Below are 18849 nucleotides of genomic sequence, written 5' to 3' on the forward strand. Positions count from 1 at the left end.
CCGCCATTGGGATATATTAGGCGATCATTCGATAACAAAAACAGATTGATACGCTGTGCTCAGGAGGCAAAGGATTATGGGCTTGAAAAGGGCATTTGCACGCCATGTTTCGCACAGACGACGCAGCCTGGCTAAAAGCAGCATTGTAGCTCTGGTATTTTTTATCCTGTTTACAGGTATTACGCTCTTCCTGATTAATCACCAACGCACGCAATATCAACGCACGGTCGAACAACGCACAGAAAAATTCACCCTCGAAAATCTGGATAGTCTGACGGAAATCATGCAGCAACTGATGCCGTTGACGGAACGCTCCTGCGCGTCCAGCCAGCCAAATATTACCTATCAGGCGGCGTTTAATTCCGGAGTGCGCAGCTTCCTGCTGGTGAAAAACGGTTTTGCTTATTGCTCCTCGGCTACCGGCGACATGATGCTGGCACTGAAAAATATTTATCCGGAAATCGATCCGCGCCAGACGCGGGATCTCAAATTGCAGCAGGGCACGCCGCTGGTACCGGGAAAACCCGCAGTAGCCGTCTGGTTACGTCACCCCGGAGAGGAAAACACCGGCGTGTTGGCGACCCTGGATATCAACCTGATGCCCTACCTGCTGTTCGCTTCGCGTGACGCCCGCACACCTGACATTGCCATTATTCTGGACGATCGCGCCCTGACTACCTTCAGTCCGAACCTGCTGCCGGTGAGCCAATTGCCGAACGACCAGGCCGATCGCTTGGCCATCCCCGGCACGCCGATGACGATTCTGTTTTATAACGAAACGCTGACGCCCAACGATATCCGCCTGACCCTGCTGGGCAGCCTGGTGCTGTCATTGATGATCGGCATCCTGTGCTACTACATGCTGTTGCTGCGCCAAAGCCCCGAGCGTGCGTTGATGCGCGGCATCAAGCGCAATGAATTCTTTATCGAATACCAGCCGGTGTTCCATACCCGCAAAGATGCCGTCGCCGGGCTGGAGGCGTTGATCCGCTGGCAGCATCCGATTGAAGGGCGTATCCCACCAGACCTGTTCATCCCCTACGCCGAAAGCGAAGGGCTGATTGTGCCGCTAACGCGCCACCTGTTTCGCCTGATTGCCGAAGATGTGCCACGCCTGGCGACGGCGTTGCCAAAAGGCGCCAAACTGGGGCTGAACATCTCCCCTTCCCATCTTAGCGCACCGTCTTTCCATCAGGACGTGTACGAACTGCTGGCGCAACTGCCCGGCGACTACTTTACGCTGGTCTTTGAGATCACCGAGCGCGGCATGGTGGAGGAAGCCAACGCGCTGGCGGAGTTTGACTGGCTGCACCAGCAAGGCATTGAAATCGCCGTCGACGATTTCGGTACCGGCCACAGCGCGCTGATTTATCTGGAGCGCTTTACCATGGACTACCTGAAAATAGACCGTGGCTTCGTCAATACCATCGGCCAGGATACGGTTACCGCGCCGGTGCTGGACGCGGTGATCTCACTGGCTAAAAAACTGAAAATGCAAACCGTAGCGGAAGGCGTGGAAACCGCAGAACAATTGCACTTCCTGCAGGAACGGGACGTTAACTTTATGCAGGGGTATTATTTCAGCAAGCCGCTGAGCATCGACAACTTCGTGACATTCTGCAATAGCCAGCAGGTCGTTGATTATCAGGCGCAAAAAGCCTGATCTTTACATTACTTCACCCTGCGGCACGGCAGTGAATGTTATGCTGGCCGCAGACTTAACCGACTTATCAGCAGGAGCTTACCGTCAAGATGTCCGTGCGCGTTTTTGCTGCCCTGGTGCTCTCAGCACTGAGTTTTGGCCTGCAGGCCGAAGCCCTCAATGAAAGCTACGCTTTCGCCCTGCTCGGTGAGCCGAAATACGCCGCCGACTTCAGCCATTACGACTACGTCAATCCGGCCGCGCCGAAAGGCGGCGATGTGCGGCTGGCGGCGATCGGCACCTACGATAACTTTAACCGTTACGCCTCGCGCGGCGTGGCCGGCGAACGCACCGACGCGCTGTATGACTCGCTGTTCACCACCTCGGACGACGAAATAGGCAGTTACTATCCGCTGATTGCCGAATCCGCCCGTTTCCCGGCCGATATGCGCTGGGTTGAGCTGGATATTAACGCCCGCGCCCGCTTCCACGATGGTAGCCCCATCACCGCCGCCGACGTAGCTTTCACCTTTAACAAGTTTATGACCGAAGGCGTGCCGCAGTTTCGCGTGGCGTACAAAGGTATTAAGGTCAAGGCCATCTCCCGCCTGACGGTGCGCATCGAGTTCCCGCAGCCGGATAAAGACAAGCTGCTTGGGCTGTTCGGGTTGCCGGTGCTGCCGGAGAGTTTCTGGAAAGATCATAAGCTGAACGAGCCGCTGGCCGCGCCGCCGCTTGGCAGCGGGCCGTATAAGGTCGGCAGTTACCGCCTCGGCCAATACATTACCTATCAACGGGTACGCGACTACTGGGCGGCCAACCTGCCGGTCAATCGCGGCCGCTTCAACTTCGACAGCATCCGCTACGACTACTATCTGGATGACAAAGTGGCGCTGGAGGCCTTCAAGGCCGGTGCCTACGACTTCCGCATCGAGGGTTCGCCCAAAAGCTGGGCCACCCAATATCAGGGCGGCAACTTCGCCCGCAACTACATAGTCAAACAGGATGAAACCAACCAGTCGGCGCAAAATACCCGTTGGATGGCATTCAATATGAAACGCCCGCTGTTTGCCGATCGGCGCGTGCGCGAGGCGATCACGCTGGCCTTCGATTTCGACTGGATGAACAAGGCGCTGTATTACAACGCTTATCAACGTACCAACAGCTATTTCCAGAATACCCCCTACGCCGCCAGCGGCTATCCGGATGCTGCCGAACTGGCGCTGCTGGCGCCACTGAAGGACAAGGTGCCGCCGGAAGTGTTCACCAGCATCTACCAACCGCCCTCCTCTGACGGCAGCGGCAACGATCGCCAGAACCTGCTGAAAGCCACCCAGTTGCTCAAACAGGCCGGTTGGGAAGTGAAAAACCAGCAACTGGTGGACAGCAAAACCGGCAAGCCCTTTACCTTCGAGCTGATGTTGCTGAGCGGCAGCAACTTCCAGTACGTGTTGCCGTTCCAGCACAATCTCAAACGGCTGGGGATCGAGATGCAGATCCGTGAAATTGACGTCACCCAGTACACCCGCCGCATGCGCGAACGCGATTTCGATATGATGGCGACGGTTTATATGGCTATACCCTTCCCAAGCCCCGATTTGAAAATACTCTGGGATTCCGAATACATTAACTCTAGCTATAACAGGCCAGGCGTGAGCGATCCTGCAGTTGACAGCCTGGTCAGACAGATTGCTGCCCACCAGGGCGACGAAAAAGCCCTGCTGCCGCTGGGGCGCGCACTGGACCGGGTGCTGACCTGGAACAGGTTCATGCTGCCGATGTGGTATTCCAATCACGATCGCTATGCCTACTGGGACAAGTTCTCCACACCGGCTGTCCGTCCGGCTTACGTGATTGGCTTCGACAACTGGTGGTTTGACGTCAACAAGGCGGCGCGTTTGCCGGCCCGACAACAATAAGGGGTCAGCGATGGCGGCTTATCTGATTCGCAGACTGTTGCTGATTATCCCCACCCTGTGGGCGATCATCACCATTAACTTTTTCATCGTGCAGATCGCGCCCGGCGGCCCGGTCGATCAGGCAATTGCCAACATCGAGATGGGCCAGAGCAGCGGTTTTGGCGGCGGTGGCGCCGGTGAAGGCCTGGGGCACGCGCGGATCGGCGTCGGCAGCGCGACGGATAGCCAGTACCGGGGTTCGCGCGGGCTGGATCCGGAAGTGATTGCCGAAATCACCAAACGCTATGGTTTCGACAAACCGCTGCATGAGCGCTATTTCACCATGCTGTGGAATTACATGCGTCTCGACTTTGGCGACAGCCTGTTCCGCGGCGCGTCGGTGATGCAACTGGTGGGCCATAGCCTGCCGGTTTCCATCACTCTGGGCCTGTGGAGCACGCTGATTATCTATCTGGTGTCGATCCCGCTAGGTATTCGCAAAGCGGTGCATAACGGCAGCGCCTTCGATACCTGGAGCAGCACCCTGATTATCATCGGCTACGCCATTCCGGCCTTCCTGTTCGCCATTTTGATGATCGTGCTGTTCGCCGGCGGCAGCTACCTGGATTGGTTCCCGTTGCGCGGCCTGGTATCCAGCAATTTCGATAGCCTGTCGTGGTACGGCAAAATTGCCGATTATCTCTGGCACATCACGCTACCGGTGCTGGCGACGGTAATTGGCGGTTTCGCCACCCTGACCATGCTGACCAAAAACTCGTTCCTTGACGAGATCCGCAAACAATACGTGGTGACCGCGCGTGCCAAGGGGCTGGACGAAAACAAGATCCTTTATCGTCACGTATTTCGCAATGCCATGCTGCTGGTGATCGCCGGCTTCCCGGCGACTTTCGTCAGCATGTTTTTCACCGGTTCATTGCTGATTGAAGTGATGTTCTCGCTTAATGGGCTGGGGCTGCTGGGGTATGATGCCACCCTGCAGCGCGACTATCCGGTGATGTTCGGCACGCTGTATATTTTTACCCTGATTGGCCTGCTGTTGAATATCCTCAGCGATATCACCTATACCCTGGTCGATCCGCGCATTGATTTCGAGGCCCGCCAATGAGCCGCTTAAGCCCGATCAACCAGGCGCGCTGGGCGCGCTTTCGCAGCAATCGCCGCGGTTACTGGTCGCTGTGGATTTTCCTGGTGCTGTTTATTCTCAGCCTGGCCGCCAATCTGATTGCCAACGATCGGCCACTGCTGGTGCGCTACGAGGGCCGCCTGTACCTGCCGTTCATGGTAAATTACAGCGAGACCACCTTTGGCGGTGAGCTGAATACCGCCACCGATTACCAGGATCCGTTCGTAAAGCAGCAGATCGACCGCCACGGCTGGGCAGTTTGGCCACCGATTCGCTTTAGTTACGACAGCATCAACTTCGCCACTGAAGTGCCCTTCCCCTCGGCCCCCTCGCGCCATAACCTGTTAGGTACCGACGGCAACGGCAGCGACGTGCTGGCCCGCGTGCTGTACGGCTTTCGCATTTCGATGCTGTTCGGGCTGGCGCTGACGCTGTTTTCCAGCGTGATTGGCGTTTGCGTCGGCGCGATGCAAGGGTATTACGGCGGCCGTTTTGACCTGTGGGGTCAACGCTTTATCGAAGTGTGGTCGGGCATGCCGACGCTGTTTCTGATCATTTTACTGTCGAGTATCGTACAGCCCAATTTCTGGTGGCTGCTCGGCATCACCATTCTGTTTGGCTGGATGAGCCTGGTAGGCGTGGTCCGCGCCGAGTTCCTGCGCACCCGCAACTATGATTACATCCGCGCTGCACGCGCTATGGGGGTGCCGGATCGGGTCATTATGTACCGACATATGCTGCCCAATGCGATGGTGGCGATGCTGACCTTTTTGCCGTTTATCCTCTGTGGTTCCATCACCACGCTGACCTCTCTCGATTTCCTGGGCTTCGGCCTGCCGATCGGCTCCCCGTCGCTCGGTGAACTGTTGCTGCAGGGCAAAAACAACCTGCAAGCGCCGTGGCTCGGCATCACTGCGTTCCTGGTGTTGGCGGTGTTGCTGTCTTTACTCATTTTTATCGGCGAAGCCATACGCGACGCCTTTGACCCCAGCAAGGCGCATTGATATGGCTAGCACTCCACTGCTTTCAATTCAGGATCTCAGCGTCGCCTTCCGCCAGGGAGAGCAGCTGAATCAGGTGGTCAACGGCATTTCGCTGCAGATAGAAAAGGCGGAAACGCTGGCTTTGGTCGGTGAGTCGGGCTCGGGCAAAAGCGTGACCGCGCTGTCGGTGTTGCGCCTGTTGCCTTCGCCGCCGGTGGTCTATACCGGTGGGGATATCCGGTTCAACGGAAGTTCGTTGCTGCATGCGCCGGAAGCCGAATTGCGCAAAGTGCGCGGCAACCAGATTTCGATGATTTTTCAGGAGCCTATGGTGTCGCTCAATCCCTTGCACACCATTGAGAAACAGTTGGCGGAAGTGTTGGCCCTGCACCGCGGCATGCGGCGCGACGTAGCGCGCGGGGAGATTATTCAATGCCTGGATCGCGTCGGTATTCGCAATGCCAAAGGCCGGTTGAAAGACTACCCGCATCAGCTCTCCGGCGGCGAACGCCAGCGGGTCATGATCGCCATGGCGGTATTGACCCAGCCCAAACTGCTGATTGCCGACGAACCCACCACCGCGCTCGATGTGACCATTCAGGCGCAGATCCTGCTGCTGCTGAAGGAGCTCAAGCAAGAAATGGGCATGGGGCTGCTGTTTATCACCCATAACCTGAATATCGTCCGTCGCCTGGCGGACAATGTGGCGGTGATGCGCAACGGCCAGTGCGTAGAGCAGAACAGCCGGGCAGGCCTGTTCAGCCAGCCGCAGCATCCCTATACCCAGCAACTGCTGGCGGCAGAGAATGTCGGCGATCCTCTGCCGTTGCCGGCGGACGCCGCCCCGCTGCTGAAAGTGGAAAACTTGCAGGTCAGCTTCCCGATCAAGCGCGGCTTGTTGCGCCGCACGGTTGATCATCATTACGCGCTGAAGGGGTTGAGTTTTGAGCTGAAAGCTGGGGAAAGCGTTGGGTTGGTGGGCGAGTCAGGGTCGGGTAAAAGCACTACCGGGCTGGCGCTGCTGCGCCTGTTGACCGCCAGCGGCGCTATCTGGTTTAACGGCCAGCCGCTGCACCAGTTCAGCCTGAAACAGATGCTGCCGTACCGCAGCCGGATACAAATCGTGTTTCAGGATCCCTACTCTGCGCTGAACCCGCGGCTGAGCGTGCTGCAAATTATCGCCGAGGGGCTTGAGGTTCATCAAAAACTGAGCGCCGAACAGCGCGAACAAAGAGTGATTGACGCTTTACAGGAGGTCGGATTGGATCCCGCCTTGCGCCACCGCTACCCTACCGAATTTTCCGGTGGCCAGCGCCAGCGTATCGCCATCGCGCGGGCGCTGATTCTGCAACCGCAGTTGCTGATTCTGGATGAACCGACCTCCTCGCTGGATAAATCGGTGCAGGCTCAAATCCTGACGCTGCTGAAGTCGCTGCAACAGCGCCACCGGCTGGCTTATCTGTTTATCAGCCATGATTTGCAGGTGGTGCGCTCGCTGTGCCATCAGGTAATCGTACTGCGACAAGGGGAAGTGGTTGAACAAGGTGACTGCCAGACGATCTTTAACTCGCCGGCCGCCGCTTATACGCAGCAGCTGTTACAGTTGGCAGACTAGCAGCGGGCTCAGAAAGGATATTGTGCGCTCAGTGGCTCGGCGATGGCGGCACCCACGTTTTTTAACCGGCATAAGGTGGCGCTTTCATCGCAGCGGTGCACAAACAGGCAAGCTTCCCCTTCCCACTCCACGATGGCGCAATCGACCTGAATCTCCTGCAAAGACAGCTTGAGCTGTTGCATCACCTGCCAGGCGTCCGCCCCTTCATGGCTGAGCAGTTTCAGGCCAATCAGGTTGTTATCCTCGTCTATCCCGCTAAGCGGAATCGGTTCAACCTTGACGCCGGTAAAACCTGATAGCCAACGATAACTTTGCGGCAAGCGATGCACTACCGAAAGTTGGATACTATCCACATGAAATCCCTAGTTTGAAAAGTGAAACAGTTTTTACCTGACAGGTAACTAAGTTATAGCCGTTGAGAACCGACTCCGCCGCGCACATATGTTATTTAAATGTAAAATATGTGACAACCCATTAACCAGCCCCTGCGCTTGCTGATGTCGTACTGTTTTGGTGCTCCGCGCAATGTCATTTCACGCTATTTTGCGACTCAGCTCGCATTTTTGCGTTATATGTAACCCTTTCCCGTGGTGATCTCAACTCTTTTTTCTTGCAATACGGTTACTTTTCACTCTTCATAATTTTACATTGAAGAAACATTTAACTTCGACAACCGATACCTGAAAATCAATCAACCAATTGATTTTAAATCATAATAAAACAAATTACAGACCATATTCAGGCAGAAATAATACGGTGAAGCCCTATAATTGCCTGAGCATGCCCTGCGCTTTTTTTAACAAAAAGCACACAGATTGCACGCCGCCCATTTAATTAGCGAACTTATATTTAGCAACAAAATTCCCGTTGTCAGAAGGATGACTGGAAGGTTCGGAAAATGGCGTAACAAAGGCTCAGTGCCAGGCTGGCCTTTGTTATGCAGGATAAAATCGCAGGAGGATCAGGCTAGGTTGTTGCGTGGACGGCTGGCATACAAATAGAACAACACCGCTACGATGCTGCACAGCGCCATGGAGGAGACCATCGGCCAGGCGCTCTTGCCTGGTGCCATCGACAGTATCGCCCCCACCAGAGCACCGATGCTGAAGCGCAGCGTACCGGCCAGCGAGGACGCCGTACCCGCCATATGCGGGAAATCATCCAGGATCACTGCCATGGCGTTGGACGAAATCATGGCGATACAGCCCAGATAAACCGCCACGCCGAGTACCAGCGCCCAGAAACCCAGGCCAATGGCGCTTACCGCCAGCAACCACAGCCCCATCGCCAACTGAACCAGCAGCCCCAGGCGGAACATGTTGATCGCGCCCCGCCGCCGAACGTTGCGGCTGTTGATCAGGGTGGTCAGGAACAGAAACACGATATTCAGCGCAAAGTAGTAACCAAAATGCTGCGGAGAAACGTTATTCAATTCGATGTACACGAACGGCCCGGCGCTGAGAAACGAGAACATGCCGGCGAACGAGAAGGCGCTGGCCAACATATAGCTCAGCACGCGCTTGTGGCGGAACAGCGAGGCGAAATTGCCCAACGTGGTGCGCAGATGGAATTTCTGCCGCCGCTCTTTCGGCAGTGTCTCTTTAATAAAGAACGCCACCAGCAGCGAACCGATCAACGCCGCTGCGCCCATGGTCCAGAAAATCGCATGCCAGCTGAACCACAGCAGCAGCGCACCGCCGATCATCGGCGCCAGCAACGGCGCAATGGTCATCACCAGGATGACAAACGACATCATGCGCGAAAACTCGTCCTTGGTGAACATATCGCGCATCAGGGCGTTAATCACTACGCTGGCCGCCGCCGCCGACAGACCGTGCAGGAAACGCAGGTTGATCAATTGCTCGATCGACTGCGCCATGGCGCAGGCACCACCGGCGATGGCGAAGATCAGCGTCCCCCAGAGGATCACCGGTTTGCGCCCTATGCTGTCCGACATCGGCCCATAGAACAGTTGCCCCAGGGCAAAACCGAGCATATAGGCGCTGAGCGTCATCTGCACGCTGCCTGACTCGACGCCGAACTGCCTGGCTATCACCGGCATACTGGGCAGATACATGTCGATGGCCAGTGGCATCAGCATGGAAAGCAGGCCCAGAATAAAAATTAAACCGAGGTGAGATGACCGGTTCTGTTGCACGTTCAACGACTCCTTAATCAGCCGCAGCCGTTAGTCCTGTAAATGTGGCGCGCCCACGCTGGCGATTTCTTCTTCAGTCAGCGGGCGATATTCGCCCGGAGCCAAATCTTCATCCATCACGATGGCGCCAATCCGCTCACGATGCAGTTCAATAACCCGGTTGCCGACCGCCGCGAACATGCGTTTCACCTGGTGGTAACGCCCTTCGCTGATGGTCAGACGCACCAGAGTGTCTTCAATTTTTTCCAGCTGCGCCGGACGGGTCAGATCTTTCTCATTATGCAACTGCACACCTTCGGCAAACTGCTGCGCAGTATCTTCCGCCAGCGGATGCTCCAGCGTGACCAGATAGGTTTTCTCACAATGATGTTTCGGTGAGGTGACGCGGTGCGACCACTGCCCGTCGTCAGTCATCAACACCAGGCCGGTGGTGTCGATATCCAACCGACCGGCGGCATGCAGTTTATAAGCGACCGGCTCATCGAGGAAATACAGCACCGTCGGGTGATCGGGATCGTCCGTAGAGCAAACGTAACCCTGAGGCTTGTTGAGCATGAAATAGCGTGGGCCGCTCAACTGTTGCAGCGGATTGCCGTCAAACGCCACTTCCTGTTCCGGGGTCAGTTTGACAGCCCCGCTCTTCACCACTTCACCGTCCACGGTGACGCGCTTTGCCCGAAGTTCACGCGCTACCAGAGCGCGGCTAACACCTAACTGCTGAGATAAAAACTTGTCCAGTCGCATTGAATCTGCTTTGCCTGTCGTTGTTATGATCGCATTGATCGTATTGCTAAAATATGACGCCCGCCGTTGCACCAGGTGCAACAGGGCAGGTTCGGAGAGGGGGAAACAGCGATTACTGTCACGGGAGTATAGCGGCGGAAACGGCCCCCTGACAGAGGTAATTTCCACGCTTCTCGCACCTCATGCGCTCAGAAGGCATAATAATAGAAATTTTTTAGCCGCCTGAGGCGTAAAATGTCACTGTTTCTGTGGGATCAAAGGTTGCAAAACCTGTTCCCGGCGGCCCATTTCAACCAACGGCGTTAATTCATGGCCTTTACTCTACGCCCCTACCAATTGGAAGCAGTCGAAGCCACCATCAAACATTTCCGCCAGCATTCGCAACCGGCGCTGATTGTGCTGCCGACCGGTGCAGGCAAAAGCCTGGTGATCGCCGAACTGGCGAAGCGTGCGCGCGGCCGGGTATTGGTGCTGGCCCACGTGAAGGAGCTGGTGGCGCAAAACCACGCCAAATACTGCGCCTATGGGCTGGAGGCGGATATCTTTGCCGCCGGGCTGCAGCAAAAAGACAGCGCCGGTAAAGTGGTGTTCGGCAGCGTACAGTCCGTGGCGCGCAATCTGCCGCTGTTCGACGGCGCATTTTCCCTGCTGATTATCGACGAGTGCCACCGCATCAGCGACGACGATGACAGCCAGTATCAGCAAATCATTCAGCACCTGCAAAAATCCAACCCGCAACTGCGGTTGTTGGGGCTGACCGCCACGCCTTATCGGCTGGGCAAGGGCTGGATTTATCAGTATCACTACCACGGCTTTACCCGCGGCGATGCCGGCAGCCTGTTTCGCGACTGCATTTATGAACTGCCGCTGCGCTTCATGATCAAGAACGGCTATCTGGTACCGCCAGAACGGCTCGACATGCCAATTGTGCAGTACGATTTCAGCCGCCTGGAGGCCAGAAGCAACGGCCTGTTCAGCGAGGCAGACCTCAACCGCGAGCTGAAACAGCAAAATCGCATCACGCCGCATATCATCAGTCAGATCGTCGAATATGCCGAAACGCGCAAAGGAGTGATGATTTTCGCCTCCACCGTTGAACATGCGCGTGAGATCCACGGCCTGCTGCCGGCCGGTGAGGCCGCACTGGTCAGCGCCGAAACCCCGGCCGCCGAGCGGGATGCGTTGATTGAGGCGTTCAAACAACAGCGGCTGCGCTATCTGGTCAACGTGGCGGTGCTGACCACCGGCTTTGACGCGCCGCATGTCGATCTGATCGCCATTTTGCGCCCCACCGAATCCGTCAGCCTTTATCAGCAAATCGTCGGCCGCGGGCTGCGGCTGGCGCCCGGCAAAGAGGATTGCCTGATCCTCGATTACGCCGGTAATCCACACGATCTGTTCACACCGGAGGTCGGCGTCAGCAAGCCGCACAGCGACAGCCAGCCGGTACAAGTATTCTGTCCCGGCTGTGGCTTCGCCAATCTTTTTTGGGGAAAATGCACCGAAAATGGCGAGATCATCGAGCACTACGGCCGCCGCTGCCAGGGTTGGCTGGAAGACGATGATGGCCATCGTGAACAGTGCGACTACCGCTTTCGTTTCAAGAGCTGCCCGCACTGCGGTGCAGAAAACGACATTGCCGCACGCCGCTGCCACCAGTGCCAGGAAGTGCTGGTCGATCCCGACGACATGTTGAAAGAGGCGCTGAAACTGAAAGACGCGTTGGTTCTGCGCTGCGGCGGCATGGAGCTGCAAAATGGGCGCGATGAAAAAGGCGAGTGGCTGAAAGCCACTTATTACGACGAAGAGGGTACCAGTACCAGCGAACGTTTTCGCCTGCAAACGCCGGCGCAGCGCAAAGCTTTCGAGATGCTGTTCCTGCGGCCGCATCAACGCGCACCGGGGGTGCCGTTCAATTGGCAAACCGCCGCCGACGTGCTGGCCCGGCAGGCACTGTTACGCCATCCGGATTTTGTCGTGGCGCGCAAACGCGGGCAATTCTGGCAGGTGCGCGAAAAAGTGTTCGATTATCAAGGCCGCTTCCGCCGCGCCAACGAGTTGTATTGATGCTCGCATCGCGCAGATTCAGGATGTTTCCATTGCCCTGCCGCTGGCTTTCCGTTAAAATGCCGCCCGCTTTAGCTGGGTTAACCCAGTGCTAAAGTGGTTTATCGAACCTGTTACTGGGTCGCCTTAACAGGGTAAATTTTCTTTTAAGAGAAAAAACAATGTTCACTATCAATGTAGAAGTACGTAAAGACCAGGGTAAGGGTGCGAGCCGCCGCCTGCGTGTTGCCAACAAATTCCCAGCTATCGTTTACGGTGGCGAAGAAGCTCCAGTTTCCATCGAACTGGACCATGATTCTGTAAAGAACATGGAAGTTAAACCAGAATTCTACAGCGAAGCAGTAACTCTGGTTATCGACGGTAAAGAAACCAAAGTTAAAGTTCAGGCTGTACAGCGTCACCCGTTCAAGCCGAAACTGGCTCACATCGACTTCCGTCGCGTTTAATCGCAACGAATTCGACCCTTTCGGGACGCCGAAGTAGAAAACGCCGCAATTGCGGCGTTTTTTATTGTCTGCAATTCGGCGCTATTACTTGTTGCCACCGTTCAAACGGCGTTGCAACTGGTCGCGCAAATTCGGCGGCGTGCCTTTAATGGTCAACGTATCCGTTGCCGCATCCCAAAACACTCGCTCACCCAGCAGCATGGCGTCAAAATTCATGCTGATACCGCCGCCGCTGCCGGCGAACTTGGTCAACTGGCGCAAAGTACCGCGATCGGCCGGGAAGCTGTCTTCCAGTTGATAACCCTGTTCGCTGGAAAATTGCAGGAAATCTTTCTCGCCCACCGGCGCTATCTCTTTCGACAGTTCCTGCAGCTCAATTTCCTCGCCGGCTTGCAGCTGTTCGTTGCAATAGCTGTAAACCTGCTGGCGCACCGACTGGCGCTCATTTTTATCCAGCTGAGCGTCGGCGCAGTAGTCGTCAACCGCCTGCAGCAAACCCCGGTTCTGCGCTTTGGTGTCCAGCCCTTCGGCCGCCGCCAGGAAATCCATAAAGAAATCGGACACCTTGCGGCCCACCCGCCCTTTCAGGAAGGTCAGGTAACGGGTGGATTCCGGGTTGGTTTCCCACTCGGTCAGATCGATGCGCGCCACGATATCGGCGTGGTTGATGTCCAGATAATGGGTGGTGTTGATATCCAGCTCTTCATTGACGCGCGAACTGTTGCGGCTGTTGAGCACCGCGATCAGCAAATACTCTGTCGATAGGTAGCGATACTGGCCAAAAAGCACCACGCCGCCTTCGGCAAACGGATACTTGCCCAGCTCATCGCGCAGGCGGCCTGTCGCCGCACGGCTGAAGGCCAGAAAGTCCTTATCGTCCTTGCGGCAGGTGCGCAGCGCATCCGCCAGCTCACTGCCTTCATTGAACAGGCCATAAGCCTTGCTCTTGGCACTGTAGACACGATGCAGCTCCTCCATCATCTCTTCCACCGCCGCATTGGTGGGAAGAAGAGAGTCGCGCAGCACCACGTCCAGCGTTTGTTCATCGCGTTTTACCAACTGGTGCAGAGCGATCTGGTCGATATCCAGACTCATGATAAATCCTCCTGTTCTTTGAGCGCGTATTCAAGCACTGAAGGCTTCGCCCTGCAACTGTAAAGCAGGATCGGCAAACGATCGTTACCTTAACGAGTACCACGCTATAAAAGAGCGGAAAATCACGGCTCTATACGGTAAGATATGGGACTTTGTCAGGCTTTGAGCGCAATTTTTATGCCACAATCATCCCGTTACAGTGACGAACACGTTGAACAACTGCTCTCTGAGCTGGTCAATGTTTTGGAAAAACACCATACTCCCACCGATCTTTCTCTGATGGTGCTGGGCAACATGGTAACTAATCTGATCAACACCAGCGTTGCTCCCGCGCAGCGGAAGACGTTGGCAAGATCGTTTGCAGAAGCTCTGCAAGCTTCTATTCGTGAAGACAAAGCGCATTAATAATTACTTATGGTGACAAACCGTCAGCGTTATCGTGAAAAAGTCTCCCAGATGATTAGCTGGGGGCACTGGTTCGCCTTGTTCAATATTCTGCTCGCCCTCGGGCTGGGCAGCCGCTACCTGTTTGTCACCGACTGGCCCTCTTCCCTGTTGGGCCGGGTTTATGCCCTGGTCAGCTTGCTGGGGCATTTCAGCTTTATCGTTTTCGCCGGCTACCTGCTGGTGATATTCCCGCTCACCTTTGTGGTGATGTCGCAGCGGCTGCTGCGATTCATTTCCGCCGCGCTGGCCACTACAGGGCTAACACTGTTGCTGGTAGACAGCGAAGTGTTTACGCATTTCCACCTTCATCTTAACCCGGTGGTGTGGGAGCTGGTGGTTAATCCGGATCAAAGCGAGCTGGCGCGCGACTGGCAGCTGATGTTCATCTGCGTGCCGGTTATCTTCCTGGTGGAGATGCTGTTTGGCACCTGGAGCTGGCAAAAGCTTCGCAGCCTGAACCGCCAACACTTTGGCAAACCGCTGGCCGTGCTGTTTATCAGCGCCTTTTTTGCCTCGCACCTGATTTATATCTGGGCCGACGCCAATTTCTATCGCCCGATCACCATGCAGCGGGCCAACCTGCCGCTTTCCTACCCGATGACCGCGCGTAAATTCCTTGAGAAACACGGCCTGCTCGATCCACAAGAGTATGAGCGCCGTCTGGTGCAACAGGGTAATCCGGAGGCCGTAGCGGTGGAATACCCGCTCAACGATCTCAGCTACAGCGACAAAGGCAGCGGTTATAACCTGCTGATGATCGTCGTGGATGGCGTTCGCACCCAGGATATGACAAAGGATATGCCTGCCCTCGCCCGCTTCGCGCAGGAAAACGTTCGCTTCAGCGATCACTACAGTTCGGGCAATCATGCGGATACCGGATTGTTTGGCCTGTTTTACGGCATTTCGCCGACCTATCTGGACAGCATTCTCGCCGCACGCAAACCTTCTGCCCTGGTGAATGCGCTCAGCGCCCAAGGTTATCAATTTGGCCTGTTCTCGTCAGACGGCTTTAATGCCAGCCTGTACCGTCAGGCGCTGTTGACCGATTTCTCGCTGCCGGCACCGGCCAGGCAAAACGATGCGGTAACCACACAGCAATGGCAGCGTTGGCTGAACGATCAGAACAACAAGGCTCCGTGGTTCTCCTACATCAACTTCCGTGGCGCTGAACCTGCGGCCAATGAAAAAACGCCAGCCCCGGCCGACTTTATTCAACGTTACCGCGCCGGTGCGCAGGACGTGGATACGCAGATTGCCGAAGTACTCGGCACGCTGAAAGCACGTGGCGTTCTGGATAAAACAGTGGTGGTGATTACCGCAGAGCACGGTGTTGAATTCAATGATACCGGTAAAGGCTACTGGGGCGCAGGCAGCAGTTACAACCAACAACAGCTGCAGGTGCCGCTGGTAATCCACTGGCCAGGTACGCCGGCCCAGGCCATCAATAAGCTGACCGGCCATAACGATGTGATGCGCACGCTGATGCAGCGTTTACTGCATGTTAAAACGGCGCCTAATGACTACTCGCAGGGTGAAGACCTGTTCACCGCGCAGCGCAGGAATAACTGGGTCGCTACCGGTGATAACAACCTGTTGATCATCACTACGCCAACACAAACCATGGTGCTGGACGGCAATGGCACTTATCGGGCGTACGATAAAAACGACAAAGAAATAAAAGACGAGAAACCGCAGCTTACCCTGCTGTTGCAGGTGCTGACTGACGTTAAACGCTTCATTGCCAACTAACTGCTTAAAATACAAGCAATCAGGCGCTACCACTCTTGCATTGATTTTGGTTAAGGGTAGTATAATTTGCCATAGCGTCGGCATGTAGCGCAGCTTGGTAGCGCACCGTCATGGGGTGTCGGGGGTCGGAGGTTCGAATCCTCTCATGCCGACCAAATATCCTTAGAAAAACCAACCCTTTGCGGTTGGTTTTTTTATGCCTGCACTGCACGCCTGTTGTACTGTATGAAATCCTATATCCCCCCTCTTGCCAACACCCAAACACTGAGTCAGAATACTGTATATTAAATCAGTAAATCAGGTAAAACATGTTTGTAGAATTAGTGTTTGACAAGCGCAATGTTGCCGGCTTGCCTAACGCAGCCGAAATTATTCGGACAGAGCTTGAGAAAAGAGTCCATGACTTATTCCCGAATGCCGAGGTGCGTGTTAAACCGATGCAGGCCAACAGTCTGAATTCGGACGCCAGCAAAAGCGATCGCGAGAAGCTGAACCGTATGCTGGAAGAGATGTTTGAAGAGTCTGAGCAGTGGCTGGTAAACGGGATTTGATAGCGGCTGTAGCCCACAGTTTCGGAGCCATCCCAGTTAGCAATAATGCCTACGAACATTTAGACAAAGAAAAAGCCCCAGCATTTCTGCTGGGGCTTCTTTTATGGTGCCGGCTACCGGAATCGAACTGGTGACCTACTGATTACAAGTCAGTTGCTCTACCAACTGAGCTAAGCCGGCTTAATTTGGCGGAAGGACAGAGATTCGAACTCTGGGAGCTGTTACACTCGACGGTTTTCAAGACCGTTGCCTTAAACCACTCGGCCATCCTTCCAATGGGCGCAGATATTAGCGATACCGTTATGAAATGTCTACTGTTTCATGCAAAAAAATGCAGTAAAAAGTGCATTTGCTTAAACTTCATGCGGCTGGCGGTTAAAAAATGAAAAACCTCGCCAAAGCGAGGTTTTATTGTTCAGCGCAGTGAGGCTTATTTAGGCTGAGAGTCGTAGTCCGAACAGGTTTGATATCCCTTGTTCATCACATGACCGGTGTCGCTGTAACTGACAAAATAGGTTTGCACTTTACCGTCGCGCGGCGCCACCGCATAAGTGTCGCAAGTCCCCTGTGCATTAACCAGCGTTGCAGAGGTTGACGGTGGGCCGGCAATTGCCCGCACCTGCTGTTTAGTCATCCCGACCTTTACATCGCTTACCACAGGTTCCTTTACATAACTGGCGGCCCTGTCATAAGCGGTACAGCCGGCAAGAATGGAAAATGTCGCTGCTGTGCAAACGGCTAAAACCAGCTTATTAGTCATGGCTTGTCCTCTTGACGTACGTTTGTTGTTCTCTAAGTGTAGAAGAGGAAAGGCTTTTCTACAAACTTCACTTTGTCGATAGGTGCGGTTCACCCCGCCGTACTGTCAGAAACCACAGCAGATCGCACAGTAAAAAGGCCAACAGACTAACGCCCATTACCGGCAGACAGAACCCCAGTAGCAGCGTGAGGCTGACAATCAGCAGCAGCGGCCCTTTGGGCGTTTTGCGCAGCAACATAAAGGGTGAGCGCAGCGGTTTACGCACTGCCCGTGTGGGACGGCCGCGCCACCACATCAAATACCCCATCAACACCATCGCCACCAGCCCGGCGGCGAAGGCCACCAGCACCAGCTCATTTGCCAGACCGAACAAAATACCCATATGCAGATCAATACCCCAGCGCGTCAACTTTGCCGCGAGCGGGTATTGGTCGAACCTGACCAGATCAACGATTGCCATCGTCGCGGGATCGATTGCCACGGCATCAACCTGCGTCGGCCAGCTGCGATCGATCTCCATCACCGCCCAGGCCTGGCCTGCGGAGGCTGGTTGCTTGATTTCAACCCTGGCGGCATCAATGCCTGCCCCACGCGCGACGGCCAGCGCTCTGTCATACATGGCAGGGTCCTGAAGCGGCTCAGCCATTGGCATGTGCATCATATGGCCACGGTGTTCGGCATGCTCGTCAGCAGGCTGCGCACTCTGCCCGCCAAGTGCCATAGACAACGAGGGTGTCGCCCAGCCCAGTTGTTGACGCATCACGCCGATATTCTCACCGGCCCACTGTGACCAGGTCAGCCCGGTGGCGGAAAAGAACAGCAGGCCGATGAGCAGCAACAGGCCGCTTTTCTCATGCAACCAACGTAAACCTTTGCGCCTGTGCCTCGCTTCCTTGTTCTTGCGCTTGCGCGCGCCCCAGAGGATCAAACCGCCCAGCGCCGCAATCCACAGCCAGGAAGCGGCCAGTTCGCTATAATTGCGACCCAAATCTCCCAGCAACAAGCTGCGATGAAATTGATCCAACCAGGTGCGCAGCGGTAATATGCCACTGGTGCCATAAACCGTCATCACGCCATGCGTTTGCGCCGTAACCGGATCAACGAACACCGCCAGCCGTTCCGAGGCCTTTAATCCCGCAACGTTAAACAACACGCGAGTATTCTCGCCTTCGCCAGATGACGGCCTTACCGCCGAAAGCGAAGCCTGCTGCGGTGCTACCGCCTGAGCGGCGGTTATCTGCCGTTCTAACGGCAGTGTCGGCCCGGAGCTGTCGTTAAACAGCTGTTGGGCATACAGACGGGATTCAATTTGCGGCGTCAATGCGTAAAATATTCCGCTTAATGCGGCAATAAGTAAAAATGGCCCAACAAAAAGACCAATATAGAAATGAATCCGCATCATCAACGGAATAAACCAACTGCGGGTAGTTACCTGCTGATTAATATTCTGCGCAGCAGCAGGCAACGCAGAGGTGCGTTCAGACATAAGGGTTATCCGTGCTTAAATTGAATAATTCGAAATCTACCCGAATTATTTTCATTTAACAAAC

General features: G+C 55.3%; 16 protein-coding genes and 3 tRNA genes. 11 read left to right on the forward strand and 8 right to left on the reverse strand.

Translation table 11 applies throughout. The features are described 5' to 3' along the window. Positions 1–76 precede the first annotated feature (76 nt). The 5 genes from D4100_RS11520 to yejF all read left to right on the forward strand — a co-directional run bounded on the left by D4100_RS11520 (position 77) and on the right by yejF (position 7282). Positions 77–1663, forward strand: a complete 1587-nt coding sequence (locus D4100_RS11520; RefSeq protein WP_119804402.1) for a cyclic di-GMP phosphodiesterase — start codon at positions 77–79, stop codon at positions 1661–1663. Between the two features lie 89 nt (positions 1664–1752). Continuing rightward, on the forward strand, positions 1753–3561 hold the full coding sequence (locus tag D4100_RS11525; RefSeq protein ID WP_119804403.1) for an extracellular solute-binding protein: 1809 nt from the start codon (positions 1753–1755) through the stop codon (positions 3559–3561). A 10-nt stretch (positions 3562–3571) separates the two neighbouring features. Further along, positions 3572–4666, forward strand: a complete 1095-nt coding sequence (locus tag D4100_RS11530; RefSeq protein WP_006317899.1) for a microcin C ABC transporter permease YejB — start codon at positions 3572–3574, stop codon at positions 4664–4666. After that, entirely contained in the window at positions 4663–5688 is a 1026-nt protein-coding gene (locus tag D4100_RS11535; protein ID WP_006317901.1) for an ABC transporter permease, read from the forward strand. Before D4100_RS11530 ends, D4100_RS11535 begins: the two co-directional genes overlap by 4 nt. 1 nt (position 5689) lies before the next feature. Then, positions 5690–7282, forward strand: a complete 1593-nt coding sequence (gene yejF / locus D4100_RS11540) for a microcin C ABC transporter ATP-binding protein YejF (protein WP_119804404.1) — start codon at positions 5690–5692, stop codon at positions 7280–7282. An 8-nt stretch (positions 7283–7290) separates the two neighbouring features. Here the strand turns inward: yejF and D4100_RS11545 are convergent, their stop codons facing one another. The 3 genes from D4100_RS11545 to rsuA form a co-directional block, all read right to left on the reverse strand. Further along, positions 7291–7635: a YejG family protein gene (locus D4100_RS11545; protein ID WP_006317906.1), complete on the reverse strand. Its 345-nt coding sequence runs from the start codon at positions 7633–7635 to the stop codon at positions 7291–7293. 608 nt (positions 7636–8243) lie between these two features. Further along, positions 8244–9440, reverse strand: a complete 1197-nt coding sequence (locus D4100_RS11550; RefSeq protein WP_006317907.1) for a Bcr/CflA family multidrug efflux MFS transporter — start codon at positions 9438–9440, stop codon at positions 8244–8246. Positions 9441–9470: 30 nt separating this feature from the next. Then, complete coding sequence (rsuA, locus tag D4100_RS11555; RefSeq protein ID WP_006317908.1) at positions 9471–10184, reverse strand: 16S rRNA pseudouridine(516) synthase RsuA; 714 nt, start codon at positions 10182–10184, stop codon at positions 9471–9473. Between the two features lie 309 nt (positions 10185–10493). On the opposite strand from rsuA, the gene radD reads away from it, so the two are divergent. Both radD and rplY read left to right on the forward strand, forming a co-directional pair. Next, positions 10494–12251: a DNA repair helicase RadD gene (radD, locus tag D4100_RS11560; RefSeq protein WP_119804405.1), complete on the forward strand. Its 1758-nt coding sequence runs from the start codon at positions 10494–10496 to the stop codon at positions 12249–12251. Between the two features lie 161 nt (positions 12252–12412). Beyond that, complete coding sequence (rplY, locus tag D4100_RS11565; RefSeq protein ID WP_006317910.1) at positions 12413–12697, forward strand: 50S ribosomal protein L25; 285 nt, start codon at positions 12413–12415, stop codon at positions 12695–12697. 84 nt (positions 12698–12781) lie between these two features. On the opposite strand, the gene yejK is transcribed toward rplY, so the two are convergent. Beyond that, complete coding sequence (gene yejK, locus D4100_RS11570) at positions 12782–13792, reverse strand: nucleoid-associated protein YejK (protein WP_004947114.1); 1011 nt, start codon at positions 13790–13792, stop codon at positions 12782–12784. Positions 13793–13969: 177 nt separating this feature from the next. On the opposite strand from yejK, the gene D4100_RS11575 reads away from it, so the two are divergent. From D4100_RS11575 to D4100_RS11590, 4 genes are all read left to right on the forward strand, one after another. Continuing rightward, positions 13970–14197 carry a YejL family protein gene (locus D4100_RS11575; RefSeq protein WP_006317912.1) on the forward strand — a complete coding sequence of 76 codons (228 nt, stop codon included), beginning with the start codon at positions 13970–13972 and terminating at the stop codon, positions 14195–14197. Positions 14198–14206: 9 nt separating this feature from the next. Then, entirely contained in the window at positions 14207–15988 is a 1782-nt protein-coding gene (yejM, locus tag D4100_RS11580; protein WP_119804406.1) for an LPS biosynthesis-modulating metalloenzyme YejM, read from the forward strand. 78 nt (positions 15989–16066) lie between these two features. Next, positions 16067–16143, forward strand: a tRNA-Pro gene (locus D4100_RS11585). A gap of 153 nt (positions 16144–16296) precedes the next feature. Then, positions 16297–16539, forward strand: coding sequence for a DinI family protein (locus tag D4100_RS11590; protein ID WP_119804407.1), 243 nt, complete (start codon positions 16297–16299; stop codon positions 16537–16539). Positions 16540–16643: 104 nt separating this feature from the next. Here D4100_RS11590 and D4100_RS11595 read toward each other — a convergent pair. The 4 genes from D4100_RS11595 to D4100_RS11610 form a co-directional block, all read right to left on the reverse strand. Beyond that, a tRNA-Thr gene (locus D4100_RS11595) sits at positions 16644–16719 on the reverse strand. Positions 16720–16725: 6 nt separating this feature from the next. Then, positions 16726–16813, reverse strand: a tRNA-Ser gene (locus D4100_RS11600). 156 nt (positions 16814–16969) lie between these two features. Further along, entirely contained in the window at positions 16970–17299 is a 330-nt protein-coding gene (gene osmE / locus D4100_RS11605; protein WP_006317915.1) for an osmotically-inducible lipoprotein OsmE, read from the reverse strand. A gap of 67 nt (positions 17300–17366) precedes the next feature. Beyond that, entirely contained in the window at positions 17367–18785 is a 1419-nt protein-coding gene (locus D4100_RS11610; RefSeq protein ID WP_119804408.1) for a PepSY-associated TM helix domain-containing protein, read from the reverse strand. Between the last annotated feature and the right edge of the window lie 64 nt (positions 18786–18849).

The organism is Serratia inhibens (assembly GCF_003591175.1).
Lineage (GTDB): Bacteria > Pseudomonadota > Gammaproteobacteria > Enterobacterales > Enterobacteriaceae > Serratia > Serratia inhibens.